We start from the raw sequence: 26,099 nt of genomic DNA on the forward strand, positions 1-26,099 counted from the left end.
GATACCTCCAGCTTATATGACGCAATCCATCTGTATGTCGTTTGTGGCGGTTGGAATGTGTTCAAACTTTTGGAAGTCGAAACATACACCTATTTTATATATACGCGCGGGAAGCATCGACAGAAAACGGTCGTAGTATCCCTTTCCGCGTCCCAGTCTGTTTCCATTGCTGTCGAATGCCATGCCAGGTATCACTGCCACTTCTATAGTGTCGAAAGCGTTGAATGTAGATCCTGTAGGCTCGAGTATGCCAAAAGCCCCCGCGGCAAGGTCGTCGTTGCCGGTATATTGTCTCAATTCCATGGTAGTCTCGCCCGTTACCTTAGGCAGCAGCACCTTTTTGCCTTTTTCAATGCAATGGTTGAGCAATTCCCTCGTGTCCACTTCGTCTGGAAGCGCGCAGTATAGCATCACGTTTTTTGCCTTTCTGAAGTGAGGTTCCATTATGAGCCTTTCAATAATGGCAAGCGAGAGTGTCGCCAGTTGTTCCTGTCGATACTCCCGCTTCAGTAGTCTTACTGTCTTTCTCAGCTCTTGTTTTTCTGACATAAATTAATCCTTTAGGGAAGAAAAAGGAGTTAATTCTTCCTATCCGTATTTTTGGGGAATGCGGCATTTTTCCTGAATATGTCCATTGCCTTTGAAACGGTGGGGTCATCCTGGTTAAGATACTGAGTCCATGCGTTCTCGTCCAGGATGTTGTATACAATCCTGCTTACGATATACCTTTCGAGTAGCTTGTGCGACTTCTTTATCATGAGGTTACGGCGTTTGAGCCCGTTTTTGTCAGCATATGTGGCAAATTTGTCCACGATATTCTGCTTTGTCAGGTGTTTCGTTATGGCATTATAGTTGCCGAGTTCCGTAAGTTTGGCACGATTTTCGTCGGTATATTCAAATGCGAACTGTAGTATGAGTCCCGAGATGGCCGCCTCTTTATAATATGATGTTATGCCCAATGTATCTTCCGGTACGAAGATGTCGGGGGTGATGCCTCCTCCTCCGTACACTATTCGTCCGTTTTTCGTGTGATATTTCTTTCCGCTATGTTTTATGCTGTCTTGAGAGAAATATTCGCCGCTTTGGTATCTGTTAAGCAAGTCGTCTTCGTAGTCCTTGTCGGCTCCTGAAGAGTAAGGCTTTTGTATGCACCTTCCTGAAGGAGTGTAATAACGTGCGGTGGTGAGTCTTATCATGGAACCGTCCCTAAATGACAGAGGCTTTTGTACAAGGCCCTTGCCAAAAGAGCGTCGGCCGATGATGGTGCCACGGTCGTTGTCCTGAATAGCTCCAGACACGATTTCGGAAGACGAAGCGGAAGCCTCGTCGATGAGTATGACGAGTGGTATGTGTTGATAGCTACCTTTTCCGTCGCTCATGAAGTCCTGTCGTGGCGACCTTCGTCCTTCCATATAGACAATGAGTCTGTTTTTGGGTAAGAACTCGTTGGCTATCTGCACTGCCGAAGCCATGTATCCGCCAAGGTTGCCACGCAGGTCGATGACGAGATTCTGAAGGTTGTTTTGCGAGAGCTGCGCCAATGAGATGAGCAGTTCGGGATAAGTGTTTTCCGCAAACTTCTTAATCTTTATGTATCCGGTCTTACTGTCGAGCATGTAGGTGGCGGAAATGCTTTTCTGAGGTATTTCCCCTCGTGTGACGGTGACATATCTCACTTTTTTGGCTTTATATCCGAGCAGTCCCAGCTTCACCTTTGTGTCCTTAGGTCCTTTCAGACGCCTCATGGATTCTGTCGTGGTTACTATTTTGCCCACGAAAGGTTTGTCGTCGATGCTTACTATTTTGTCGCCTGCTATCACTCCAGCCTTTTCCGCCGGTCCGTTGCTTATGACATTCTGTACGTGGATGGTGTCTTGCCGGATGGTGAATTCTATTCCCACTCCAGAGAAAGAGCTGCTAAGGTCGTCATTGGCTGACTGTACGTCCTTAGAACTGATATATACAGAGTGAGGGTCAAGTTCCGACAGTATCTGTGGCATGGCCTTTTCCACGAGGTCGTTCATGTTGACCGTGTCGACATATTGGTCGTCGATGATGTGCAGCAGGTTGTTGAGCTTATTTCCGCTTGTGTTGATGATATTCAGTCGGTTGCCAGAAAAATGGTTTGCATAGAATGTTCCTATGAGTATTCCAACCACGACACATATTGCCATGAAAAGTGGCATCAGTCTATTTGTCTTGTTCCGATACATAGTTGTCAAGATTAATATATTCAACATTGATGCCTGCCTGTTGCAGCAGACGTATTCCGTCGTTCAGCCGGTATTCGCGAGAGTACACCACACGTTTTATGCCGGCTTGGATAATCAGTTTAGAGCATTCGATGCATGGCGAGTCTGTTACATAAAGAGTAGCCCCGTCGCTATTGTTAGAGCTTCTGGCAAGTTTGGTGATGGCATTTGCCTCGGCGTGAAGCACGTATGGCAGGGTGACATCGTTTTCCTCGCATACGTTTTCGAAACCGCTGGGAGTTCCGTTGTAACCATCGCTGATTATCATTTGGTCTTTTACCACGAGAGCTCCCACTTGCCTTCTTTTGCAGTAGCTGTTCTCGGCCCAGATTTTTGCCATTCTGAGGTATCTCAAGTCGAGTTGTCTTTGCTTTTCGTCCATGTCGATGCTATGTTTTGTTTTACTTCTTTATTCCGTTTCTTTTCAGCAGTGCCTTTATTGAAGGGTCTTTCTTTCTGAAGCGTTTGTAGAGGGTGGAGGGGTGCTCGGTATTGCCACGCGAAAGAATGTTGTCGCGGAAGCTCTGTGCCGTCTTCTGGTCGAAGATGCCGTTTTTCTGAAATACCGAGAATGCGTCGGCATCGAGCACTTCTGCCCACTTGTAGCTGTAGTATCCTGCCGAATAGCCTCCTGCCATGATATGACTGAATTGTACAGTCATGCAAGTGTTTAGACGTCCGGTCTTGTCTTGCTTCAGCATAGTTTTTTCACTTGACTTTATTTCCAGGTCGCGTATGTTCTCCTCGTCGGTGATGGGTTCTGTGCGTGTATATAATCCCATGTCGATGAGTCCGAATCTGACCTGCCTGATGCAACTAAGCGCCACGTTGAAGTTTCGGCTCTTAACCACTCTCTTTATGAGGTCGTCGGGAATGACCTCTCCTGTCTTGTAATGGAAGGCGAAAGTTTGGAGGAAGTCTTTCTCTATGGCAAAGTTTTCCATTATCTGTGAAGGTAATTCAACGAAGTCCCACAGCACATTGGTACCGCTGAGGCTTTCAAAACGTGAGTTGGCGAACATTCCGTGCAGGGCGTGTCCAAATTCATGCAGGAATGTCTCCACTTCGCCCAGGGTAAGCAGTGCCGGCTTTTCGTCGGTTGGCTTTGTGAAGTTCATCACAAGGCTAACGTGAGGCCTATGGTTTTCGCCTTTCCTGTCAATCCACTGTCCTTGGTATTCAGTCATCCATGCTCCCGACTGTTTTCCCATTCTTGGGTGGAAGTCGGCATAGAGTACTGCGAGATATGAGCCGTCTTTGTCGAACACCTCGTATGCCTTTACGTCTTCGTGATAAACTGGGATGTCGCTGTTTTCCTTAAACGTTATTCCGTAAAGCTTTGTAGCCAGGCCGAATACACCGTTTATCACGTTTCGCAGTTCGAAATAAGGTCTGAGCATTTCCGCGTCGATATTGTATTTTTTCAGCTTCAGCTTGTGTGAATAGAAAGGAATGTCCCATGGTTCCACCCTGTCGTTTCGCTCTTCGCCTGTTCTCAGAGCCCTTGCGGTGTTGACGATGCGCTGATTTTCTTTCTCAGCCGTCGGCATGTAGGCAAAGATGAGGTCGTTGAGCAGTTTGTATACGTTTTTTTTGTTTTTGGCCATTCGTTTTTTCAGTACATAGTCGGCATAGCTCTGGAATCCTAACAGTTGTGCCAGTTCGAGACGCAGGTTGACGATTCTTTTGCATATTTCCTGGTTGTCTTCGCTGTTGCCATGGAAACAGAGTGTGTTTTTTGCCATGTACATTTGTTTTCTAAGTTCCCTTCGTTGCGAATGTGTGATGAATGGGCTGTAGCTTGGGAAGTCTAGTGTGAAAACCCATCCGTCTTTTCCCTGTTCCCGGGCCTCTTGTGCAGCGGCTTCCTTAGCACTGTCGGGTAGTCCGGCGAGGTCGTCTTCGTCGGTGATGTGAAGCGAGTATGCCTTTGTGTCCTTACGCAGGTTTTGTGAGAATTGTAGTGAGAGCATTCCGGCTTCCTCGGTTATTTCCCTCAGACGTTCTTTCCCTTTCTCGTCGAGTAGGGCTCCGCATCTGACGAAATCGTCATATTCTTCTTCGAGAAGTCTTTTTTCTTCTTGTGTGAGTATGCGGTGGAAGCGGTGTACATGCTTTATTCTCTCAAACAGTTTTTTGTTGAGTCTCACGTCGTTGGCATGCTTTGTTAGCATTGGTTGTATCTTTTGTGCCAGCTGGTCCATCTCGTCGTTGGTATTGGCGCTGAGCATATTAAAGAACACGGTAGAGACCCTTGAGAGCAGGTCGTAATAGTGTTCCTTGCCTTCTTCGTTATAGAGTATAGTATTGTCGAAGGTGGGCTTGTCTGTATTGTTGATGATTTTCTCTATTTGCTCGTCTTCTCTCCTTATTCCTTCTATGAAGGCTTCCTCGTAGTCTTCCAGCCGTATTTGGTCGAAAGGCACGGTGTCGTGCGGTGTGTTATATTCTTCAAAGAATGGATTTTTTCTTGTCTGTTCTTTGCTTTCTTCTGTCATGTTTTGAGTCATAATGTTTCTCTTGTTTATTTTATCATGCAAAATTAGTAAAAATATTGCACTTACCTTATATAATAAGTAATTTTTAACTATAAAGTGACAAATCTTTCCAAAAACGGTATTGTTATCCTGCCTCTGGCAAGTGTTACCAGCCCTTCTTCTTGCATTTTGTTCAACTCTCTTGACACTTCCAAGCGGCTGGTGTTCACTTCTTCCGCCAGTCGGTTCATGAGTATGTGATAGACTTTGTGTCCCGAGGGCCTTATGCAGTGGCTTGTGAGGAAAGTGATGATGTGAGATCGGGTGTCGGTGCCGTTAGGCAACCATGTGGCTCGTTGCTTTTTCTGCACCAAGGCTGCAAGCATGTTGAGATAGTTGAATTTTATGGTGTCGAATTTGTCTATCAGAATGCACAGTTCTTGTTTGCTGATAGTGATGAAATGACTTTTTGTGGAGGTGCGGAAAGTGCTTGTGTAACGTTGTGTCATGCCGAAGATGTTTTCTGGCTGCAGTGTGAATGGAGAATTGAACACCTCCTCCACCATGAAATTCTTGTCGGCAGATGCTGTTATGGATTCTATTTGTCCGTTTACCAGCATGATGATGCTGTCGCAAGGAGAGTCTGCTTCAACGATGGTTTTGTTAGCGTCTTCCTTCATGAAACCAAACCTGGTATGGGCCACCAGTTCCATGATGTCCTTATGTTTCATTCCCAGGAAGAGGGGGAATTCCAACAGTTTGTGATATAGTAGTATTTCTGCCATTTTTCGTGTTATAATTCCGCTACTTTCTTCTTAAGTTTTTCCGAGCACCACGTTTTGTTTTTCCCGTCTTTGTCTGAATAAATGAAATAGGCCATCAGTTCCGGATGACGCTCAAGCAGCTTCTGTGCCTTTTCCAGTCCCATGACCATGAAAGCCGTGGCATAAGCATCGGCTGTGGCGCAGTTGTCTGCTATGACCGTGGCTGAAAGAATGTTGTGCTGAACGGGATATCCGGTATGAGGGTCGATGGTGTGGGCATATTTCTTTCCGTTTTTGTAATAGAAGTTACGGTAGTTGCCGCTTGTGGCCATGGCTTTGTCTGTAACGTTGATGACGCTTTGTAGCTCTTTTGAAACAGACAGGGAGTCGTCTATAGGTCTTGTCACGCCAATTTTCCATGGTACTCTTTTTGGGCTTATTCCCTTTGTCACTATCTCGCCTCCAATTTCTACCATATAGTTTTTTACTCCTCTTTTTTGCAGAAATCGTGCAACTACATCGCTTCCGTAGCCTTTTGCTATTGAGCTGCAGTCGAGCATCAGTCTTTTGTCTTTTTTCACTACTTTTCTGCCTTCGAGTCTTACTTTTTTGTAACCTATGATATTTTTCAGGCTGTCGATGTTGTGTTTAGTTGGTTGTGTGCCGTTTTTGAACCCGAATCCCCATGCGTTTACCAGTGGGGCAACGGTGATGTCGAAGTCTCCGCTGGTGTCGTCTGATATTTTTTGTGCCAGTAAGAAGACATCGGCAAACATGTCGTTCACTTCAATGTCGTGGTTGTTGTTGACAGCGGTGATTACCGATTTTTTGTTGAAAGGTGACAGAGCCTCGTCCACTTTTTCCAATTCCCTTATGATGCTGTTGTGGAGGTTGGAGTCGCACTGGTATGTGATGTTGTAAGTCGTGCCGAACACCATGCCGCTATTATGTTGGTAGGGTATGGAGCTTTGATGGCGTATAATCACCACGGTGCCGACAATGAGCAGCACGAGGAAGGGAAGTTGCCATACTATTTTGTTTTTTTTCATTTTTTTAAAATGATGTTGATATGTGTCAGATGTCGATTATGACATTGAAGTTTGCACCTATTCGTGTGTCGCCATATTTTCCGTAACCTGGTATGTACCAGGTGTTTCCCGCACTACAGTCTTTGTGTGACAGTCGGCGCTTGTATCTAATGTTCCATCCGAGGTGTAGCGGGCCGGTTATTTTGGCATCGATGCCAATTACTACCTCTGCCCAGTGCTGGTTGCAGCTTTCGCCTTCGATGCTGAATGCCGATGGAGTGCCCAATACCGGATCGTTGACAGACGGGCGGGACATGTCTACCTTGTATGAAGTGAAGGCATAGCGCAAGCCACCGTAGATGCGATTTGGAGAGTGCTTGTTTTTCAGAAGGTTGATGTCGCAGCCAAGTCTGAAATACGGGGCTTGGGTGGAGTAGGCGAGTTGGGTAATCTCGTCGTTATGGTCAGCCTCGCCATATCCGAGTTCGAACACCGGGAAATACTGGTCGTGAAGGTTAAGCCTAAGTGCCGCCTCATATTCTCCATAGTCGCCCAGTGACTTGACTATGGGACCTGCAATGTCTACCGATACGGAGAAGCCCCTGAACAGTGGTATGGAGTCTTTTTGCAGTGCGAATAGCTTACCTTGTGCCGATATTGTAGTCGCGGCGAGGCAGAGCAAGAGGCTAAATGCCAGCCTTGAAATGAATATGGAAATGTTCGGTCTTGGAGTCATAATCTATTCGTCTTTTGTTTATTGTTATGGAGTCGATGCCATGGCGGGTGTGGTTGACAGACACCACGTCGTGGAAATAGACAAGGTTGCAGTCGACGGACTCAAACTGCGGCAGGTTTGTCTTCTCTAGCCACACGGTGTCGGATATCTCGTAACCGTCACCCTTTCTTATGAAAGTTAGTGTGTCGACATCGTTTGTATAGCTTATGGGCAGTTGGAACTCCGTTGTGCTGACGCTTTTGTTCAGCAGTATGGTGTCGTTGCCCGACAGTTGTCTGGTGAGCACGGTGAGCGTGTCTGAGAGTGTGTCTTTCGTCCCGTCAGCCTTAGTCAACATATAGCTTGTGGCCACATTGTTTTCCACGGGGCAGTCTATCGAGGTGCATGCTCCAAGAAACAGGGCAACCGCTATGGCAAACATCAGTCGTCGCATCTTATCTCCTCCTCTATCTGATAGTCGTTGCGGCTTGTCGACGACCTGCTGATGAGGTCTCCCACAAATCCTGCAAGAAACAATTGTGTCCCTATCATCATCATTGTCAGCGAGATGTAGAAGTAGGGCGAGTCGGTCACGAGTCTCTGTGGAATGCCATGGGCGAGACACCACAGCTTGTCGGCTCCGAGTATGAAGGCAGACACGAAGCCTATGAGGAACATGATGGTGCCGAGGAATCCGAACACGTGCATTGGTTTTTTGCCGAAGTTGCTGAGAAACCAGAGTGTGATGAGGTCGAGATAGCCGTTGAAGAATCGGTTGAGACCGAATTTAGACTTTCCGTATTTTCTTGCCTGGTGATGTACCACTTTCTCGCCAATCTTGTCGAAGCCGGCATTTTTTGCAAGATAAGGAATGTATCGGTGCATCTCACCGTAAACCTCAATATTCTTTACCACGTCGCGTCGATACGCCTTCAGTCCGCAGTTGAAGTCGTGAAGGTTTTTCACGCCGCTAATCTTGCGTGCCGTAGCGTTGAAGAGCTTGGTGGGAATGGTTTTCGACAGTGGGTCGTAACGTTTTTGCTTATATCCCGATACGAGGTCGTAGCCGTCCTCGGTTATCATCTTGTAGAGACCAGGAATCTCGTCGGGAGAGTCTTGCAGGTCGGCGTCCATGGTGATGACCACGTCGCCTTTTGCCTGTTTGAAACCGCAGAATAGGGCAGGGCTCTTGCCATAGTTTCTGCGGAATTTTATTCCCTTTACGTTTTCCGATTTCTTTGAGAGCTGTTCTATGACATCCCACGACTTGTCTGTCGACCCGTCGTTGATGAAAATCACTTCATAGGTGAAGCCGTTAGCTTTCATTACCCGTTCTATCCATGCGTGGAGTTCAGGTAACGACTCTTCTTCGTTGAAGAGAGGAATAATAACTGAAATGTCCATTATTTGTATTTAATTCAAGTTTTCTGTTGTCAAGCGTATTGCTTTATGGGCAGTTTTATCACCACCTTGCATCCGCCAATGTATTCTTTGTCGATGTATACCAGTCCTTCCAGTCGTGTGACGATGGCACGGCAGAGTGTCAGTCCCATGCCCATTCCCGGTATGAATTCGTCAATCTTCGTAAACTGTTCGAACACCCATTCTGTCTTTTCCGCCGGTACTCCGCATCCAGTGTCGCTGATGGTGACTGTCATGATGCCGTAGTCGTAGGCGGTGTTGACATCGATGTGTCCTTTCTTTGTGAATTTCGCCGCGTTGTCAAGTATGAGATAAAGGGCTTTCGACAGTAAGTCCTTGTCTGTCTTCATTATGAAGCCCTTCTGTGAAGTGTTGTAGTGAACCTCTACATTAGGCTCCTTGGTATTGGCAATATTTGCCAGCACTTCGTGTACGACGTTGTCGATGTTCACGTCGGTGGATTTTGGCATGAGTGAGTCAATATCGGCATAGTCGAGTATGGTGTCGATGATTTTCGTCAGTTGTGTGCATTGCATTTCTATTATGTCGGAAGTCTGCTTCAACTGTTCGTTGTCGCTAACAAGAGACGCCATCACCTGCGAGAATCCCATGATACCGTTGAGTGGTGTACGTATCTCGTGTTTAATACTTTTCATAAACGACGTTTTCACCTCGAGCGCCCTTTTTGTTTCCTCGTATGCCTTTGTAATGTCTTCCTTAGCCCGTTTCTGTTGTCTTCTTGCCTTGTTGAGGGTCAAAACGAGAACTGCGAGCAGTATAGACACCACGACCATGGCAGCGAAAGCCATGAATGTATAGTTGAGTTTCTCTTTGTTCAGCTCGTTTTCGAGCCTGTCTATTTCATATTTTTTCGATTGCCGTTCGTATTGAACCATGAGGTTCTGCAGGTGCTTTTGGTTTTTTTCGTTTAGCACGCTATCGGAATATTCATTGCTTTTTTCCAGGTATTTTAGGGCATTGGCGTAGTCAGCCTTGTTCTGGCTCATTTTATACGACAGGTGGTACACCTTAGCCAGATGTTCCTTGGAGTTTATCTGTTCGGCCGTGAGTCTAGCTTCTTTTATGTATGTTGCGGCCTTACTTGTCATGTTGTTTTTGATATAAAGGTTTGCGAGTGCTATACACGACTCCAAGGCGTGCCATCGGTCGCCTTCGCCTTTCATTAGCTTATATGCCTCCTGATATTCATTTATGGCCTTTCTTGTGTCCTTGTTTTTTTCGTATATTTCCCCTATATGTGTGTGGCATAGTGATATACCCAGTTTCGACCCTGCTTTCTTGTTTGCTTCCATCGAGAGCTGGTAGTAGTGTAGTGCAGAGTCGCTATGGTTGGTATTCGAGAATATGCTGCCTATGTTGGCATAGTTGATGGCCATGCCCACTATGCTGCCTATTGCTTCCTCCCCTACCAGCGCCCTTCGGAAGATGCTGTCGGCAAGGTTGAAGTCGCCCATGGTGATGAGTATGTTGCCTATTCCGTTTAGCGACACCACTTCGTTTTTCTTGGTCGTCTTGCTTTCCTTGTCGCTATATTGGCTGTTGAGGTTGAGAGCCCTGTAGTGGAATGACGAGGCTTCGTCCAGAATACCCATTCGCCTGTAGTCTGTCCCGATATTGTTCAGTGCCTGTACTATCTCGAGTGTGTCGTGGGCTTGTTCGGCGAGTGTCAGTCCGTGTTTGTGGGCGTCGATGGCCTCTACAAACTTGCTTGAGTTTCTGAGTTCTTTTCCTTTCTCGCGATAGTGTGCAATGCTATCTTTCAGGTGAGTATGGTTTCGTGCCCTTTCGGTATTATTACCGCAGGACATGAATAGTAAGAGTATGTATGATATGAATAGTATTTTTTTCATTTGACTTTGTTCCGTTTTGTTATTGCAGCAACCGGAAGGCTGAGCATTATGCCTATGGTGATGTTCATTGTCATTATGTTCAGTGCGATCATTATCGGCGAGGTGTTGCCCAGTTCGTTGATGCCTTCAGTAACCTGTTTCATGGTGAGTCCGTATGCCTTTATCATCTCTTGGGCCTCTTGCGAGGAGAGGAAGCTGATGTATTGTTTTACGATGTAGCCATTGTCGAGGAAGGCAAAGTAGGCATACTGTGCCAGTGCGAAAAGTATTGAGGCGTAGAAAAACATCAGCATGTAGTATGCCATGGAGCGCAGAAGGCTGATATGCCCGTCGCGTATCTCGTCGCGGAACTTCCTGAGTCGCTTAAAGGCATAGAAAGGACTTGCCAAAGCCATGATGCTCCCGACCATGCCTATCATGGGGTTGGATATGCCAATGATGTAACAGGCAAAACTGATGGTCCAAATAATGCCGAGATATGTGCCGTCTATTCGAGCAAAGGCTCGCAGTTGTATATATTCAGGTGTGGTCATTATGTGCAATTATATATAAAAGATGTGCAAAGTTACAAATAAAAACTGAATATTATATTGTTTTATTGGAAAATATCATGTTTTTATGATTTTTATGCGATTTTATTTGTTTATTTGAAAAAAAATGCCTACCTTTGCACCCGCAAATAAGAAAACGGGTAAGTCTTGCACGGCCAGCTCCCTTCGAATCCTCCAGGACGGGAACGTAGCAAGGGTAGTTGTTTGTAGCGGCGCGATTTAATTAGCTTCCCCACCCGCCTCTTTAGCTCAGTTGGCCAGAGCACGTGATTTGTAATCTCGGGGTCGTTGGTTCGAATCCGACAAGAGGCTCTCAACAGAGGAGGTCGTTTGGCCTCCTTTTTTCGTTGCCTTTCTTTCAGTGTAATCGTTTGCATAAATAATATTTCTGTTTTTTCCTTCTTTTATTCTCACTTATTGAAAAAAACACTATATTTGCATCGTGATTTATCTATTTCATTAACCAATTTAAACATTTTAAAGCGTATGAAAAATTTCTTTACATTATTGTTCGTGTCGTTATTCACAGTATTGGCAGCAAGTGCTGAAGACACTTATGTAGTTGCAGGTGTGGAAGTTATGATGGGGTCTAATTGGAAAGGCGCTGATGCCGACAACCAGATGACAAGTTCTGATGGTGGTGAGACCTACACCCTCGTGAAAGAAGGCGTAAAACTTGAGGCGGGAATCGCTTATGAGTACAAGATTGTCAAAAATGGAAACACCTGGATGCCTGAAGAAAACCAGAAAGTGACAGTCGGTGAGACAGGTATCTATACCATTACATTCACATTCGTTGTTGCTGGCGAATCGATTTCATACTCTACTGTAAAGACTGGCAATGCCGAAGCCACAAAGCATACATACTCAGTAATCGGTACTTTTGTAGATGAATGGGCTACTGATTTCGACATGACAGAATCTCCAGAAGGCACATGGACTGCCGTAATAACCGGACTGGCTGCTGGTAATTATCAATTCAAGGTTAGGGCAGACAGAGGATGGGATATAAATTATCCTTCTTCAGATTACCAATTGACCGTTGAAGCAGACAACACCACAGTGACCATCGTGTTTATTGAGAGCACCAAGGAGATCTCTGTCTCCCAGACCGTTGTTCCCACATCTATCGACAAGGTAAATGCCGCTGACGACAATGTGCCTGTATATAATTTCGCAGGCATGAGGGCAAAGAAGGGATTGGTTATCAAGAACAACAAGAAGTATATTCTCAAATAACATTTTTCCGCAGTGGCATTCTCTATGTGCCTAGGAGGACGTAGCCTTATGATATTATAAGATAGCTTATGCATTGCCGCTTGTCAAGTTATGACAAGCGGCTGTCATAACTTGACAGTCTTTTCCCGGTCTTATATGTCTATCCCCAGACTTGCAATTTGTTCTATAGGAAGTTTTGTCATTTCCGCAATTTGTTCAACAGGTATTCCTGCCGTTTTCATAGCTTTGGCTGAAATAAGCAAGGCAGCGCGTTGCTCTTCCAGCTGAGCCGACTGCTCTTCCAGCTGAGCCGACTGCTCTTCCAGCTGAGCCGACTGCTCTTCCAGCTGAGCCGACTGCTCTTCCAGCTGAGCCGACTGCTCTTCCAGCTGAGCCGACTGCTCTTCCAGCTGAGCGTCTTGCTCGGCAATCCTTTGGTCACGCTTCATAATGGCAGTGTCACGTGTCTCAATGGCTGAGAAATATTCGTCCTCCACGTTCATGTCCTGACGCAACTTGCTGTCAGATGCCGCGGCAAGAAGGCGGTGAAGTATGTGTTCCATCTCGGCATCACCACGATAAGCATCCTCGTCAATATTCAATACCTGCCGATTGTTTCCGTCCTTGTTTGTCTGGTCAAACACACTCAGAACCTCCACGAGGCGGTTGTTCACACGGCCATGAAGAAGAGGTATCTGTACTATAATGCTGTCATGCACAAGGCTCTCGACGAAGGGGTCGGGCATACCCTTGGTAACCTCCACGCCGTCATAGTCGTATGACTTGTGTCGGACATAGAGCACTGGTTCCTCTATTTCACCCACACGATGTCCGAGAAGATATACCGTTATCATCGGAATGCCATAGCCGTTGGGGTTGTCGTCTTTCAGTATGTTGTCGGGGTTGGCATATTGCGTGCCGAGGTACTGGCGGAAACGCAGTGTCTCCGTCTCAAGCCACGTCTTCTGAAGCTCTATCAGCACGAGTTTCAGACTGCCGTCGTCCTGGCGCACCTTTGCGCCGAAATCGATGCGGAACATCGATATTTTGTCTCGTGTGCCGTTGGTGTATTCATGCTTACGCATTTCAACCTCGGCCACCTCCCTCTGCAGAAGGGCAGAAAGCACAGTCTTGGCAACGCGGTTGTCCTCCATGAGGTATTTGAAGACTGCGTCATATATCGGGTTTGCAATACTTATTATCATAGTCGTTTTTTTTCTTTAGACCATTGCAAAGATAATACAAAAAAACGAACTAACGAAGAAAACAGGGATTTTTTCTTGTTTTTTAATAATCACTTATCCACATACAGTTTTGTTATTTATTTCTCGTTGACTCTACTTGTCATTGTTCGCTTTGTTTTTTTTGGGTAAAAATGTTTGCGAATTTAAAATTATTATATTAAATTTGCAGCCGAAACAATTCAATACATGAATTATGAATAGCATCGTCCAAGTTATTAACCTAGTGTTCATCTGCCTTTTTGTTGTGGCTTGTTCCGGAACGAAGGGCGAGAGGATGATTCTCCCTGACGACTTGGTGTTGACAGAGGGTGACATTGTCTTTAGGCGAGGGACAGGGCTGATGAGCCTTACTGTAGTTGCCGCCGACGGAGGGAAGTATTCGCATATGGGCATTGTGGTTGACTCGGCGGGAGTGAAAATGGTGGTTCACGCAGTGCCTGACGAACCTGATTTTCCTGGTGATACAGACAGAGTGAAGATGGAGCCGCCAAGTAAGTTTTTTTCTACTATTAATGCTATGGTGGGAGAGGTGATGCGCCCAACAGACAAGAATGTGGCCAGAGAGGCTTCACGCGAGGCGTTGAGGCTTTACCGATGTGGCATTCTGTTTGACCACGACTATGACGATACCGACTCTACCAAGCTCTATTGCAGTGAATTAGTTGAGATGGCGTATCTCAGGGCCGGTGTTTCATTGGCAGAAGAGCGACGGCATGATTTCGTCATTCCCGGATTTCATTTCGAGCATGTCATTATGCCATCGGATATTTATGAGAGTAGCCTGCTTCGGACAGTATCAAGGTTTTAGTAAATTATTATTATTCTATTATTAACATCTTAAAACTTAAGTATTATGAAGAAATTATTAATTTCTATGTTTGTGGCCATAGTGGCCCTCACATTGTGGAGTTGTGGTAGTGCAAACACTCCGTCAGCAGTTGCCGAGAAGGCAGCCAAATGTATGCAGAATGCAGACTATGAAGGTTATGTGGAACTCATGGAATTGAAGGAAACCGAAGGCAAGGAAGCCGAAAAAGAACAATTTGTGGCATTGTTGCGCGAGAAAGGTACCAAGACCATGGAGAAGAAACAGGGCTTGAAGAGTTATGAGGTACTGTCGGAGGAAATCTCTGAGGATGGCAAATCTGCCACAGTGAAAATGAAGATGGTGTATGGCGATGGCAGCGAGGACACCAGCAAAGTGAAGCTTGTCAAGAACGACAAGGGAGAATGGAAAATGTCTTTTGGCAAATAACACTTATACCCTCGCTTTGTCTTAACTTATGACCGACATCTATCATAAGTTATGGCTTCTGAGGGGAAACGTAACCGTAACCCGTAACTGACATTGATTTTCAATTGCGCATGCGAGTGCATCTATCAGTTACGGTTTATGCGTTTCTTTACTACTGTCCACTAAAATCCATTAACTATTCTCTGAAACACGCATAAATACTAATGTTTTGAGCAAAAAAACCGCTCCCTACTTTTGAAATGAGTATCTTTGCACCAAACTTACAGTTTGAAAGCAAAATACTCATGAACCAAGGTAGATATATTTTCTCGCAATTGTGCGATTTCCTCCCTACTGACCACTTCAAGTGGCTTGTCAAGAAATACGATGGCAATATATATGTCAAGAGTTTTACTTGTTGGAATCATTTGTTGGTACTCATTTTCGGTCAGTTGTCCAATAGGGAAGGACTTCGTGAACTTATAGTTTCGTTGTCTCCATTCAAGTCAGCATTTCATCATTTGGGCTTTGGCAAGAGTGTAACTCGCAGTAATCTCAGCAAAGCAAACGAAATACGGGAATTTCGCATTTTCAAGGATTTTGCAGACAAGATTGTTACTATTGCACGACAAAAGCGTGAGGGTGTCAAGGATTTCTTTATATCCAATAAGGTGTATGCCTTTAATTCCTCCACCATATCTCTCTGCCTATCTGTATTTTGGTGGACAAAACTTCATCACGGCAAAGGTGGAGTAAAACTTCACGAACTGTATGACGTAAAGACAGACATACCTGCTTTCTCTATTGTCACAGATGCTAGTCTTCATGACTCAAAAGAAATTATGAGAAGCTTCACATAATTTCTTCAAATGGCTGAAACAGCATTTGCGCATAAAGGAGTTCTATGGCACATCTGAGAATGCGGTAAAGATACAAATATATGCCGCTATCATTGCTTTTTGTCTTGTAACTATCGTGCAAAGCGAGATGGGGTTGAATATGGACACTTATGATGTGTTGAGAATTTTTAATGTGTCTCTGCTTACAAGAATGCCCCTGGTGGACTTGTTTAACGAAGCCAGCAAGAATGAAGAAGAGGATAAGAGATTCATCCAACTATCTCTCGGTTGTCCAGCTAAGACAACTCATAATCAGTAAAATAGCAAAAAACATCTTCTTTATATTCATATTAAAATTTTTGTTTTTCCCGTTGCAAAATTACCTTCTCCATATTACCACCCCTTTGCGCTGTTATTAAAAAAAGTTGTAGTTATGGTTACATCAGTTGAAACGTGATATTAACACACAAAACATCTCTTTGTCAAGGATATGTAATACAGACATGCTACCTTTGCACCCGAAAGTAAAAAAACGAGAGAAGATGAAAGTAGTATTTGTTGTACAAGGTGAAGGAAGAGTATCTTCCAGCGTTCCCTACGTGTGCATCGGCCATCAGTATCTTTTCCTCCACGAGGGCTTCAATTTTCCCCGTGGTAAATATATTAGTCGTTTGGGACTTATATTCTTCACCCGTCTCTCCTGTATGCGTGCATCCAAGAAGCTCGCCTTGTCATTCCGCAAAATGCCAGACGACTTGACGCATAATATAAAGGTAGTTCCGCCACTACTACGTAGGGAGGTGAAGCGTCTTAAGGCATCCAATGGCAACTATATACACGGGTATATGGTGAATGCTGGATTTGGAGAGAATATATTCGACTGGCATAAAAACAACCCGCAGGTGCCACTCAGATTCTTCTGGGATAAAAAGGGAGCGGAAATAGAGACTATGATAGACTCCACGCTTAGCTTTCATCAAATTGACGACCTAACGCACTGAGTATTATTATTTTTGTTTGTTTGGTTAAAAAACATTAATATACAAGAAATATTCAGTGATTTATGCTTTATATGTAAATGAAAATCAGTACCTTTGCAGCCGATTTTTAAAACAGTTCACATAAAGTCTAACTTTATTAGTAAAAAACAATTAAATTAAATTATGTCAGAATTAACAAAAAACGTCAAGCCATTGGACGACTTCAATTGGGAAGAATTTGAAAATGGCACATCTGTCAACGTCAGCAAGGAAGAGCTTGACAGAGCTTACAACGAGACTCTCAACAAGGTCAGCGAGCATCAGGTGACTGAGGGTACCGTGATTTCTTGCGACAAGAAAGAAGTAATCGTAAACATCGGCTACAAGAGCGATGGTATCATCCCCGCAAGTGAGTTCCGCTACAATCCTGACCTGAAGGTTGGCGACAAGGTAGAGGTTTACGTAGAGAACCAGGAAGACAAGAAGGGCCAGCTGCTGCTTTCTCACAAGAAGGCACGCCTGAGCAAGAGCTGGGAGCGCGTTAATGCTGCTCTCGACAACCAGGAGGTTATCCAGGGCTACATCAAGTGCCGCACTAAGGGTGGTATGATCGTTGACGTATTCGGTATCGAGGCATTCTTGCCTGGCAGTCAGATTGACGTTCACCCAATACGTGACTACGATCAGTTCGTAGGCAAGACAATGGAATTCAAGGTTGTGAAGATCAACCAGGAATACCGCAACGTTGTTGTTTCCCACAAGGCTCTCATCGAGCAGGAACTGGAAGCACAGAAGAAGGAGATTATCGGCAAGCTCGAGAAGGGTCAGATTCTCGAGGGTACAGTCAAGAACATCACATCTTACGGCGTGTTTGTTGACCTTGGCGGTGTTGACGGACTCATTCATATCACTGACCTCTCTTGGGGCCGCGTAGACGATCCTCATAAGGTTGTAGAGCTCGACCAGAAGATTAATGTGGTTATCCTCGACTTCAACGACGAGAAGAACCGCATAGCCCTCGGTCTGAAGCAGCTCACTCCTCATCCATGGGATGCTCTCGACCAAGATCTTAAGGTTGGCGACCGTGTAAAGGGCAAGGTAGTCGTTATTGCAGACTACGGCGCATTCGTAGAGATACAGCCTGGTGTAGAGGGTCTGATCCACGTTTCAGAAATGTCTTGGAGCCAGCACCTGCGTTCAGCTCAGGATTTCCTGAATGTTGGCGACGAGGTAGAGGCTGTCATCCTGACTCTCGACCGCGACGAGCGCAAGATGAGCCTTGGTATCAAGCAACTGCGTGAGGACCCATGGGAGGCTATCGAAGTTAAGTATCCTGTAGGCAGCAAGCACACTGCAAAGGTACGCAACTTCACCAACTTCGGTGTGTTCGTAGAGCTTGAGGAAGGTGTAGACGGTCTGATTCACATCTCTGACCTCTCTTGGACAAAGAAGGTTAAGCATCCTTCAGAGTTTACACAGGCAGGTGCCGACATCGACGTAATGGTGCTCGACATCGACAAGGAAAACCGTCGTCTGAGCCTTGGCCACAAGCAGCTCGAAGAAAATCCATGGGATCAGTTCGAGGCTACTTACACCGTTGGCAGCATCCACGAGGGTAAGATTATCGAGCTGCTCGAGAAAGGCGCTGTGGTATCTCTTGAAAAGGGTGTAGAGGGCTTCGCTACTCCAAAGCACCTTGTAAAGGAAGACGGCACTCAGGCTACTCTTGGCGAGACTCTGCCATTCAAGGTTATCGAGTTCAACAAGGACAGCAAGCGCATCATCCTTTCTCACAGCCGCACATTCGAAGATGCACAGCGTGAGGAGAAAAAGGCTGCCAAGAAGGCTGCACGCGCCAACAAGAAGGAAGAGACCGTTAAGATCGAGAACCAGCCTGCTGCAACAACTCTCGGCGATATCGACGTTCTCGCTCAGTTGAAGGCTCAGATGGAGAAGGGCGAATAATATCGTTCCCTTGATAAATCCATTCCAAAATAATAATTACGGCATGCCGGGACTCTGAATGGAGGTTCCGGCATGCTTTTTTTATGGTATTTGTGACACAATGAAACGCATAATTCTTATCACGGGTGGACAGCGCTCGGGAAAGAGTGTGACCGCCGAACGCATGGCTCTCTCGATGAGCGACAATCCTGTATACCTTGCCACGGCACACATCTGGGACGATGAGTTCAGAAAAAGGGTTGAAATCCACCAGCAACGCAGGGGACCGCAGTGGACGAACATTGAAGAAGAAAAATATCTTAGCCGTCATAACCTTGAAGGTAGGGTAGTGGTGGTGGATTGTCTTACGCTTTGGTGTACCAATTTCTTCTTCTCACGCGAAAAGGCGGAATGGGAACAGCCGACGGTTGATTCGGCTTTGGAGGAACTGAAGGCGGAGTTTGACCGTTTTACCGATCAGGATGCCGTGTTTATTTTCGTTACCAACGAGATAGGAAGTGGCGGTGTGAGTGAGAATGCTATACAGCGCCGTTTTACCGATCTTGAGGGATGGATGAACCAGTATGTGGCCAAAAAGGCCGACGAAGTGATACTCATGGTTAGTGGTATTGAGGTGAAGATAAAAAATACGTAAGAAACCAAACTAAAAGATATGAGACATTTTAGCATAGAAAAACCTGACATTGGCCTATGTGAGGATATACAGAAGAAAATAGACCATCTGAACAAACCAAAGGGTTCGCTTGGTACGCTTGAGGAACTAGCCATGCAACTCTGTCTTATTCAAAACACAATGACACCGAAACTATGTCATCCGTGCCACTTCCTTTTTGGTGCTGACCATGGTATTGAGAGAGAGAATGTGAGCGTATCTCCACGTGAGATTACTTGGCAGCAGATGATTAACTTCACACGTGGTGGTGGTGGAGTGAACATGTTCTGTCGCCAATATGGTTTCGACCTGAAGATAGTGGACGTGGGAGTGGACTATGACTTGAGTAAAGTGCCAGGCATAATAAATAGGAAGATAGCCCTCGGCACAAACAATTTCCTTTACGGTCCGGCCATGACTGAGGAGCAGATGGAACAGGCCATTGCCGTGGGGGTGGAGATGGTTGATAAGGCTATTGCCGAAGGGTCAAACATCGTATGTATGGGTGAGATGGGTATTGCCAATACTTCACCATCGAGCGTATGGATGAGTCTGTTTGAGAATGTACCTTTAGAAGAGTGTGTTGGAGCTGGGGCAGGACTTGACAACGAAGGTATACGCCATAAATACGACGTTCTGAAACGTTCGGTGGACAAATATACCTCTCTGGCTCCTATAGACGACACAGTGGAGTATGCCATACGCTACTTTGGTGGTTTTGAGATGGTGGCGGCCATTGGTGCCATGCTCAGGGCGGCTGAACGAAAGATTACGATAATGGTGGATGGTTTTATTATGTCGGCCTGTGCATTGGCTGCTATACGCCTCTATCCTGCTGCTTTCGACTATATGATTTTTGGTCATAAGGGTGACGAGGGTGGACATGCGCGTATGTTACAACTTATGGGAGCTAAACCGTTGTTGGCTCTTGGCCTGCGTCTGGGTGAGGGTACGGGTGCCTTGTGTTCTTATGGCATAATAGAGAGTGCCGTGAGAATGGTGAGAGAAATGAACAATTTCGACAATGCTCATATTACTAAGTATTTTTAATGAGGAGTGAAGAGTGAGAAGTGAGGAGAGAAAAACGATTTATTGAACAAATAAGAAAAAGAAATGAGAGTATCGATAGATGATGCAAAATGGTGGGAGACCCCATTAGCCGCGTTTATTTTCTTTACGCGTCTCCCTTTCTGGCGCCTTCACCAGCCTCCTGCCCATTGTTATAAGCATGTGGTGGAGTGGTGGCCTCTCACGGGGTGGCTTACGGGAAGCGTTATGGGACTTACCGTGTTTGTGGTGAGTCATTACGTAAGTGTCACTTTGGCAGTGCTGCTTGCCATTGCCTTGAGAATGCTTTTTACAGGAGCTCTTCATGAGGATGGACTAACAGACTTTTTCGATGGTTTTGGAGGTGGAGGCAACGACCGTGAGCGAATACTTGCAATAATGAAGGATTCGCGTATCGGCACCTATGGAGTGCTCGGACTAATAATGTATCTTGCGCTTCTCGTGTTTTCTATGGTAGATATTGACCCTCTGTTGCTATCGTTTGTGATGGTGGCCGCCGACCCGTTTTCTAAGATGCTGAGTGCACAGATAATCATGTTTTTGCCCTATGCCCGAACAGAAGAAGAGGCGAAGGCAAAAACGGTGTATGTGAGGTATGATGTGGTGGCAGGTATACGTCTTGCCATTGTTGGCTTGCTTCCAATGGCGGCCTTGGGATATGTCATGGTCGAGAGGTATGGCCTTGGAGTGTCGCAACTTCAGATGGTTATAGCTTTCCCTTGCTTTGTGTTCTATGGGCTTTATATGCTGATGAACAAGAAATTGCGTGGCTATACAGGCGACTGCTGCGGAGCGTTGTTTCTATTAGTGGAGCTATCGTTTTATTTAGCATTCTCTTTTCTGTTGTAGGTCTTTGCATTATGGTAATTTCACTGTTTTGTAGTATCTGAAATTACCCCCCCCAGATCGGTAGGATGGAGGAAAGAGAACTTTGCACCTTCTGTATATGTTGTGTCGAGCCAAATCTTTCCTCCCAGCAGTTCGATTATCTGTCGGCAGATCTGAAGTCCGAGTCCAGTGCCTTGTTTGAACTGATTGAGTTTTACGAATCGTCCGAATACCTTTTCCGCGTTTTCCTTTTTTATGCCGCATCCTTGGTCGGTAACCGAAAATTTGGCAATTTTTACGAGCGAATCTATTTCGAGATGCAATGAGATGGTGCCTTTCTCGCTGAATTTCAATGCGTTGGTGAGAAGGTTGACAATCACTTGCCTGAGCCTTGTCTCATCGGTTACAAATACCACGTCATAGATGTTGGAGGTAAACACGAATTCGATGGGTTTTCTGCAAGTCACCTTTACTGATTCGAGCACAGAACGGCATAGTTTGGTGATGTTGCATGGCTTGAGTTCAAGTTCCATCTTTCCGCTTTCAATCCTTGAGAGGTCAAGCACGTCGTTTATTAGCTTCAGCAGTGCCTGTGAGTTTTCGTTAATGATGTCGTTGAAGTGTGCTTTTTCATTAGCGTCGAGCTCATCGTTGTTATTGGCGAGCAGTCCTGAGAATCCCACGATGGCATTTAGTGGCGTTCTTATCTCATGGCTCATGTTTGCAAGGAAGGCCGACTTCATTTTGTTAGACTCTTCAGCCCTGTCTCTTGCAATTTCCAGTTCTTTGCTCTTGTTTATTAACTCGAGTTTCATGTTGTTGAGTTTCACCAAATAGTATGAAGTGACGATGAATCCAATGGCAAGCAGAACAGTGAAGCCTAAGATAATCATTATCATGTTGCTGTGTTGTTCCCAGAACGACACGGGCTCGTTTATCAGTTTGCTATTTTTTGGAAGCTGTTGGGGATCCAACCCAAATTGTTTCAGCTTGTCGTAGTTGAACACGTAGTTGTCAGACCTATACACGAATCCCTGTGGAGTGTTTGACTTTGTGTATTCCGAAAGCAAGATTGCCAGTCTTATTCCTGAATCGTCGTAGTCAGGATAGTATCCTCCGAAGGCCCAGTCGTCCATTCCGGATCCGGTGATGGATATTACCGGAAGCATTGGGTTGGCGTTAGCTAGTGTAGTGGCCGATTTGCTTACGTTGAAGCTCTTGTTACTGTCAAGTCTCCATGCTCCGAGCATTACACATGTGCCTTTCTTCGAGTTCTTGAGTTTCTCTATCAGTGCTTTGTATGTATGCTTTCTTCCGTCGAAGTATTCCATTTTGATGTTGTTCATCTTATCTTCGAAATTTCTTGCAAGAGCCTGCACGCTTATTCCTCCGAGACTGTTATCGCTTATGAAAATGCATTTCTTTGTATCAGGAAACAATTGAAGGATGAGATTTTTGTTAGACTCTATGTCGCATCTTGTTAATATACCTCCCACAATGTTGTAGTCGTTAAAGTCGGTACGCAGATTCTTTGCCTCTGGCATCCAATCTGCGGTATTGAAATCGCCTTCCGGTATGGTTACGATGTCGGCACTGCATGAGCCAATGAGCACAGGAAGTTTCTTCAGCCTTATGTCTGCAAGTGAGAAGAAAGTGGTGACGGCCTCCCTTCCGGTAAGTATCACGGGAATGTCGAGATTTTCGGGAATGTTATATTTGTCAAAAATGGATGTCATATCGTGTTTCCATTTTTTGATGTCTTCTATGCTTTTGACATTCATGCTTTCCACAATTACCTCTGTTTCTGGAAGCAATTCAGCCGTTCTTTTGGAGAATTCTGCAAGATATCCGGCTACATATTTGTTGTCTGGATCATACGAAGTGATATATAACACCTTATCGGCTGCAAATGATTTTACGGCCGTAAATATGGTCATAATTAAGGTAAGACAAAAGACAATACCTTCCTTTTTTGTGATTGTTCCTTTTTCCATAGTGCAAAGATAGTGTTTTTTTCTTTATTATTGCGATATATTATGGATAAAATATCGTAGGAGGATATTTTTTTTGTAACTTTGTACCAAAAATTGCATATTATGGATATAATAATGGTTAGACACACGCGTGTGGGAGTGCCAAAGGGCACTTGTTATGGTTGGTCTGACGTACCCGTAGCCGACACTTTTGAGCAGGAGGCGACATTGACAAAGTCGCGTCTGGTGGAGGTCTTTGCCGATGGCAACCCTGACATCGTTTATTCCTCGCCCCTTATGCGAGCGCGAAAACTTGCTGCATTCTGCGGTTATGAAAGTCTGGTGGTTGATGACCGTTTGAAGGAGATGAATATGGGAGAATGGGAGATGCAACGGTATGACGACATTAAGGACGACGCCTTGCAGATGTGGTATGACGACTACATGCACCTCAGAGCCACTGGCGGAGAAGGCTTTCCGGATCTTTATGCCCGTGTGTCTTCGTTTTTTGAAGAGTTGCGTAAAAAAGAATACCGCCGTGTGGCGATATTCGCCCACGGCGGTGTACTGTTATGTGGCGGCATTTATGCCGGTCTGTTTCCTGCAGAAGGTTGCTTTTCACATCTTGTTGAGTGTGGCGGCATTCAGCGCTTCCAAATTTAGCGGAATGAGGCCGTGATGTCGTTCGGGGAGTGTCTTGTATAAGGCTTTCTCCACGCCTTTGACGCTTATGATTGGGCATACTTGCAGCAGTCCGCCGAGAACAATCATGTTGAACACCTTTGCGTTTTTCATTTCAGCAGCCTTGTCCATAGCGTCTATGCGATACACGTTGATGTCCTTTCTTGTAGGCGGGTTGAATATGCCGTATCCGTCGTAGATGAGTGTACCTCCGGTTTTTACCTTTGGCTCAAATTTTTCGAGCGATGGTTGGTTGAGTACTACAGCCACATCGTATGAACTTAATATAGGAGATGATATTTTCTCGTCGCTGATAATCACAGTGACGTTAGCTGTTCCTCCACGTTGTTCCGGTCCGTAAGCAGGCATCCATGTCACTTCTTTACCTTCCATGAGTCCAGAGTAAGCCAGTATCTTTCCCATCGACAACACACCTTGTCCGCCGAATCCTGATATAATGATTTCTTTTTTCATAAGCTGTTTTTCAATGTATCCTTCAAATCTCCCTTTGGATAGAATTTAAACATGTTTTCCTTCATCCATTGGTTGGCCTGTACAGGTGAGAGCTTCCAACCGCTGTTGCATGTCGACACTATTTCTACGAGCGAGCTTCCTTTGCCTTCCATTGAAGCTTCGAAAGCCTTGCGTATAGCACGCTTGGCACTTCTGATGGCAGCCACGCTCTCTACGCTTTGACGCGTAACGTAACAGGTGCCTTCCAATTGTGCGGCAAGCTCAGTAATCTTCAGAGGATAGCCGTGAAGATCTGCTTGGCGACCATAAGGGCAAGTGCTGGTTTTCTGGCCCATGAGCGTTGTAGGAGCCATCTGTCCGCCCGTCATTCCGTATATGGCGTTGTTGATGAATATTATGGTAATGTTCTCGCCACGGTTGAGGGCATGGATAGTTTCGGCTGTGCCAATACATGCAAGGTCGCCGTCGCCTTGGTAAGTGAACACGAGACGGTCGGGCCATACTCGCTTTATGGCGGTTGCAACAGCAGGTGCGCGTCCGTGTGCAGCTTCTTGCCAGTCGATGTCAAGGTATCGGTATGCGAAGACGGCACATCCTACAGGGCAAACACCTACAGTTTTTTCCTCCATACCCATTTCTTCAATCACCTCAGCCACTAACTTATGTACCACTCCATGGCTGCATCCAGGGCAATAGTGCATCGGAACATTGTTCATCAGTTCCGGTTTCTTGTAGACGAGGTTTTCCGGTTTTATTATTTCTTCTCTGTTGATCATGATTCTACATCAGTTTATTCTTCAGTGCCTCCACAATCTCGTCGGGCTCGGGCACGATGCCACCCAGACGACCGAAATATTCTACTTTCTCTTCACCGTTGACGGCAAGTCGTACATCGTCGACCATCTGTCCGGCGTTTATTTCCACCACGAGTACGCCTTTCTTTCCTTTTGCCATACTGTTTATTTCCTTTTTTGGGAAAGGCCATAGAGTGATGGGGCGGAATAGTCCAACCTTGATGCCTTCTTCGTGTGCTATCTCGATAGCCTTCTGTGCAATTCTCGCGGCAGAGCCGAAAGCCACGACAAGATATTCCGCCTCGTCGCAGTCATGAGTTTCGTATCTCACTTCTGTTTCCTCTATCTTGCGGTATTTTTCCTGCAAGTGAAGGTTATGCTTTTCCATAGCCTCAGGCTTGAGTTCAAGGGAAGTGAGTATGTTGGGCTGGCGGTCGCGAGTGCGTCCGATGGTAGCCCATGGGCATTCGCGTCTGATTTCCTCTTCTGTTCTTCTTGGCTTATAAGGCGGCAGAACCACTTTTTCCATCATCTGTCCTATTACTCCATCGCTGAGAATCATTGCCGGATTGCGGTATTTGAATGCCAGTTCGAAGGCAAGGTCGATAAAATCAGCCATTTCCTGTACAGATGCAGGCGCGAGCACAATAACATTATAGTCGCCATTGCCACCTCCTCTTGTAGCTTGGTTGTAGTCGCTCTGTGACGGCTGGATAGTTCCGAGTCCGGGTCCACCACGTTGTACGTTGACGATTACTCCAGGTATTTCAGAACCTGCCATAAACGATATACCTTCCTGCATGAGGGCTACTCCAGGACTTGATGACGAGGTGAATGCTTTTTTTCCGGCTCCGGCAGCTCCATGTACCATATTGATGGATGCCACTTCGCTTTCAGCCTGTAGCACAACCATACCGGTTGTTTCCCATGGTTTGTCGAGGGCGAGTGTCTCGATAATTTCACTTTGCGGTGTGATAGGGTAGCCGAAGAATGCGTCGGCTCCACATCTGACAGCCGCTCTGGCAATGGCTTCATTGCCTTTCATGAGTGTTACTTCCTGTTCTGCCAT

Annotated in this window: 27 protein-coding genes and 1 tRNA gene; 12 read left to right on the forward strand and 16 right to left on the reverse strand. The window is 45.7% G+C overall.

The features are described 5' to 3' along the window. Positions 1-12: 12 nt before the first annotated feature. The 11 genes from CIK98_RS09805 to CIK98_RS09855 form a co-directional block, all read right to left on the reverse strand. Positions 13-549, reverse strand: coding sequence for a 5-formyltetrahydrofolate cyclo-ligase (locus CIK98_RS09805; RefSeq protein ID WP_094384053.1), 537 nt, complete (start codon positions 547-549; stop codon positions 13-15). Between the two features lie 29 nt (positions 550-578). Continuing rightward, positions 579-2,213 carry a S41 family peptidase gene (locus tag CIK98_RS09810; protein ID WP_094384054.1) on the reverse strand — a complete coding sequence of 545 codons (1,635 nt, stop codon included), beginning with the start codon at positions 2,211-2,213 and terminating at the stop codon, positions 579-581. Then, entirely contained in the window at positions 2,191-2,634 is a 444-nt protein-coding gene (locus CIK98_RS09815) for a dCMP deaminase family protein (RefSeq protein ID WP_094384055.1), read from the reverse strand. Before CIK98_RS09815 ends, CIK98_RS09810 begins: the two co-directional genes overlap by 23 nt. A gap of 19 nt (positions 2,635-2,653) precedes the next feature. Next, positions 2,654-4,762 carry a M3 family metallopeptidase gene (locus CIK98_RS09820; RefSeq protein WP_094384056.1) on the reverse strand — a complete coding sequence of 703 codons (2,109 nt, stop codon included), beginning with the start codon at positions 4,760-4,762 and terminating at the stop codon, positions 2,654-2,656. Between the two features lie 77 nt (positions 4,763-4,839). Next, on the reverse strand, positions 4,840-5,514 hold the full coding sequence (locus CIK98_RS09825) for a Crp/Fnr family transcriptional regulator (RefSeq protein ID WP_094384057.1): 675 nt from the start codon (positions 5,512-5,514) through the stop codon (positions 4,840-4,842). An 8-nt stretch (positions 5,515-5,522) separates the two neighbouring features. Then, complete coding sequence (locus tag CIK98_RS09830) at positions 5,523-6,542, reverse strand: FAD:protein FMN transferase (RefSeq protein ID WP_094384058.1); 1,020 nt, start codon at positions 6,540-6,542, stop codon at positions 5,523-5,525. A gap of 25 nt (positions 6,543-6,567) precedes the next feature. After that, a complete protein-coding gene (locus tag CIK98_RS09835) occupies positions 6,568-7,257 on the reverse strand; it encodes a DUF6048 family protein (RefSeq protein ID WP_094384059.1) in 690 nt (229 codons plus the stop codon). Continuing rightward, positions 7,208-7,690 (reverse strand): DUF6452 family protein, encoded by a 483-nt coding sequence (locus CIK98_RS09840; protein ID WP_253249690.1) that lies wholly within the window; start codon positions 7,688-7,690, stop codon positions 7,208-7,210. The genes CIK98_RS09835 and CIK98_RS09840 overlap by 50 nt, the downstream gene beginning before the upstream one ends. Then, complete coding sequence (locus CIK98_RS09845; RefSeq protein WP_094384060.1) at positions 7,678-8,640, reverse strand: glycosyltransferase family 2 protein; 963 nt, start codon at positions 8,638-8,640, stop codon at positions 7,678-7,680. The genes CIK98_RS09840 and CIK98_RS09845 overlap by 13 nt, the downstream gene beginning before the upstream one ends. A gap of 29 nt (positions 8,641-8,669) precedes the next feature. After that, positions 8,670-10,529, reverse strand: a complete 1,860-nt coding sequence (locus tag CIK98_RS09850; RefSeq protein ID WP_094384061.1) for a tetratricopeptide repeat-containing sensor histidine kinase — start codon at positions 10,527-10,529, stop codon at positions 8,670-8,672. Beyond that, the gene (locus CIK98_RS09855; protein ID WP_094384062.1) at positions 10,526-11,062 is read right to left on the reverse strand and encodes a DUF4199 domain-containing protein; all 537 of its coding nucleotides are present in this window, start codon (positions 11,060-11,062) and stop codon (positions 10,526-10,528) included. The genes CIK98_RS09850 and CIK98_RS09855 overlap by 4 nt, the downstream gene beginning before the upstream one ends. Before the next feature lie 256 nt (positions 11,063-11,318). Between CIK98_RS09855 and CIK98_RS09865 the strand changes: the two genes are divergently transcribed. Together CIK98_RS09865 and CIK98_RS09870 are read left to right on the forward strand one after the other, a co-directional pair. Continuing rightward, positions 11,319-11,392 (forward strand) — tRNA-Thr (locus CIK98_RS09865). A gap of 174 nt (positions 11,393-11,566) precedes the next feature. Continuing rightward, positions 11,567-12,319, forward strand: a complete 753-nt coding sequence (locus CIK98_RS09870; RefSeq protein ID WP_094384063.1) for a hypothetical protein — start codon at positions 11,567-11,569, stop codon at positions 12,317-12,319. Positions 12,320-12,450: 131 nt separating this feature from the next. Here CIK98_RS09870 and CIK98_RS18170 read toward each other — a convergent pair whose 3' ends face one another. Beyond that, positions 12,451-13,503: a hypothetical protein gene (locus CIK98_RS18170; protein ID WP_094384064.1), complete on the reverse strand. Its 1,053-nt coding sequence runs from the start codon at positions 13,501-13,503 to the stop codon at positions 12,451-12,453. A 232-nt stretch (positions 13,504-13,735) separates the two neighbouring features. Between CIK98_RS18170 and CIK98_RS09880 the strand changes: the two genes are divergently transcribed. The 9 genes from CIK98_RS09880 (at position 13,736) to CIK98_RS09915 (ending at position 21,129) form a co-directional block, all read left to right on the forward strand. After that, positions 13,736-14,350, forward strand: a complete 615-nt coding sequence (locus CIK98_RS09880; protein ID WP_094384065.1) for a YiiX/YebB-like N1pC/P60 family cysteine hydrolase — start codon at positions 13,736-13,738, stop codon at positions 14,348-14,350. Positions 14,351-14,395: 45 nt separating this feature from the next. Further along, a complete protein-coding gene (locus CIK98_RS09885) occupies positions 14,396-14,797 on the forward strand; it encodes a DUF4878 domain-containing protein (protein WP_094384066.1) in 402 nt (133 codons plus the stop codon). 284 nt (positions 14,798-15,081) lie between these two features. Further along, positions 15,082-15,636 carry a DUF4372 domain-containing protein gene (locus CIK98_RS09890; RefSeq protein WP_253249691.1) on the forward strand — a complete coding sequence of 185 codons (555 nt, stop codon included), beginning with the start codon at positions 15,082-15,084 and terminating at the stop codon, positions 15,634-15,636. A 25-nt stretch (positions 15,637-15,661) separates the two neighbouring features. Beyond that, positions 15,662-15,934: a hypothetical protein gene (locus CIK98_RS18725; protein ID WP_253249692.1), complete on the forward strand. Its 273-nt coding sequence runs from the start codon at positions 15,662-15,664 to the stop codon at positions 15,932-15,934. 223 nt (positions 15,935-16,157) lie between these two features. Next, the gene (locus CIK98_RS09895) at positions 16,158-16,616 is read left to right on the forward strand and encodes a hypothetical protein (RefSeq protein WP_141210500.1); all 459 of its coding nucleotides are present in this window, start codon (positions 16,158-16,160) and stop codon (positions 16,614-16,616) included. A gap of 162 nt (positions 16,617-16,778) precedes the next feature. Further along, the gene (gene rpsA / locus CIK98_RS09900; protein ID WP_094384068.1) at positions 16,779-18,560 is read left to right on the forward strand and encodes a 30S ribosomal protein S1; all 1,782 of its coding nucleotides are present in this window, start codon (positions 16,779-16,781) and stop codon (positions 18,558-18,560) included. Between the two features lie 100 nt (positions 18,561-18,660). After that, positions 18,661-19,194 (forward strand): bifunctional adenosylcobinamide kinase/adenosylcobinamide-phosphate guanylyltransferase, encoded by a 534-nt coding sequence (locus CIK98_RS09905; protein WP_094384069.1) that lies wholly within the window; start codon positions 18,661-18,663, stop codon positions 19,192-19,194. Between the two features lie 18 nt (positions 19,195-19,212). Continuing rightward, the gene (cobT, locus tag CIK98_RS09910; protein ID WP_094384070.1) at positions 19,213-20,262 is read left to right on the forward strand and encodes a nicotinate-nucleotide--dimethylbenzimidazole phosphoribosyltransferase; all 1,050 of its coding nucleotides are present in this window, start codon (positions 19,213-19,215) and stop codon (positions 20,260-20,262) included. A 63-nt stretch (positions 20,263-20,325) separates the two neighbouring features. After that, a complete protein-coding gene (locus CIK98_RS09915) occupies positions 20,326-21,129 on the forward strand; it encodes an adenosylcobinamide-GDP ribazoletransferase (RefSeq protein WP_094384071.1) in 804 nt (267 codons plus the stop codon). Between the two features lie 20 nt (positions 21,130-21,149). Here the strand turns inward: CIK98_RS09915 and CIK98_RS09920 are convergent, their stop codons facing one another. Further along, entirely contained in the window at positions 21,150-23,102 is a 1,953-nt protein-coding gene (locus CIK98_RS09920) for a HAMP domain-containing sensor histidine kinase (protein WP_094384072.1), read from the reverse strand. A 102-nt stretch (positions 23,103-23,204) separates the two neighbouring features. Between CIK98_RS09920 and cobC the strand changes: the two genes are divergently transcribed. Next, positions 23,205-23,744 carry an alpha-ribazole phosphatase family protein gene (cobC, locus tag CIK98_RS09925; protein WP_094384073.1) on the forward strand — a complete coding sequence of 180 codons (540 nt, stop codon included), beginning with the start codon at positions 23,205-23,207 and terminating at the stop codon, positions 23,742-23,744. Here the strand turns inward: cobC and CIK98_RS09930 are convergent. The 3 genes from CIK98_RS09930 to CIK98_RS09940 are packed head-to-tail and all read right to left on the reverse strand — an operon-like array spanning position 23,700 to position 26,099. Next, positions 23,700-24,236 (reverse strand): 2-oxoacid:acceptor oxidoreductase family protein, encoded by a 537-nt coding sequence (locus CIK98_RS09930; protein WP_094384074.1) that lies wholly within the window; start codon positions 24,234-24,236, stop codon positions 23,700-23,702. The two genes, cobC and CIK98_RS09930, sit on opposite strands and share 45 nt — an antisense overlap. Continuing rightward, entirely contained in the window at positions 24,233-25,012 is a 780-nt protein-coding gene (locus CIK98_RS09935) for a thiamine pyrophosphate-dependent enzyme (RefSeq protein WP_094384075.1), read from the reverse strand. The genes CIK98_RS09930 and CIK98_RS09935 overlap by 4 nt, the downstream gene beginning before the upstream one ends. Positions 25,013-25,016: 4 nt before the next feature. Further along, positions 25,017-26,099 (reverse strand): 3-methyl-2-oxobutanoate dehydrogenase subunit VorB, encoded by a 1,083-nt coding sequence (locus tag CIK98_RS09940; protein ID WP_094384076.1) that lies wholly within the window; start codon positions 26,097-26,099, stop codon positions 25,017-25,019.

The sequence above is a fragment of the Prevotella sp. P2-180 genome, from assembly GCF_002251435.1.
Taxonomy (GTDB): domain Bacteria; phylum Bacteroidota; class Bacteroidia; order Bacteroidales; family Bacteroidaceae; genus Prevotella.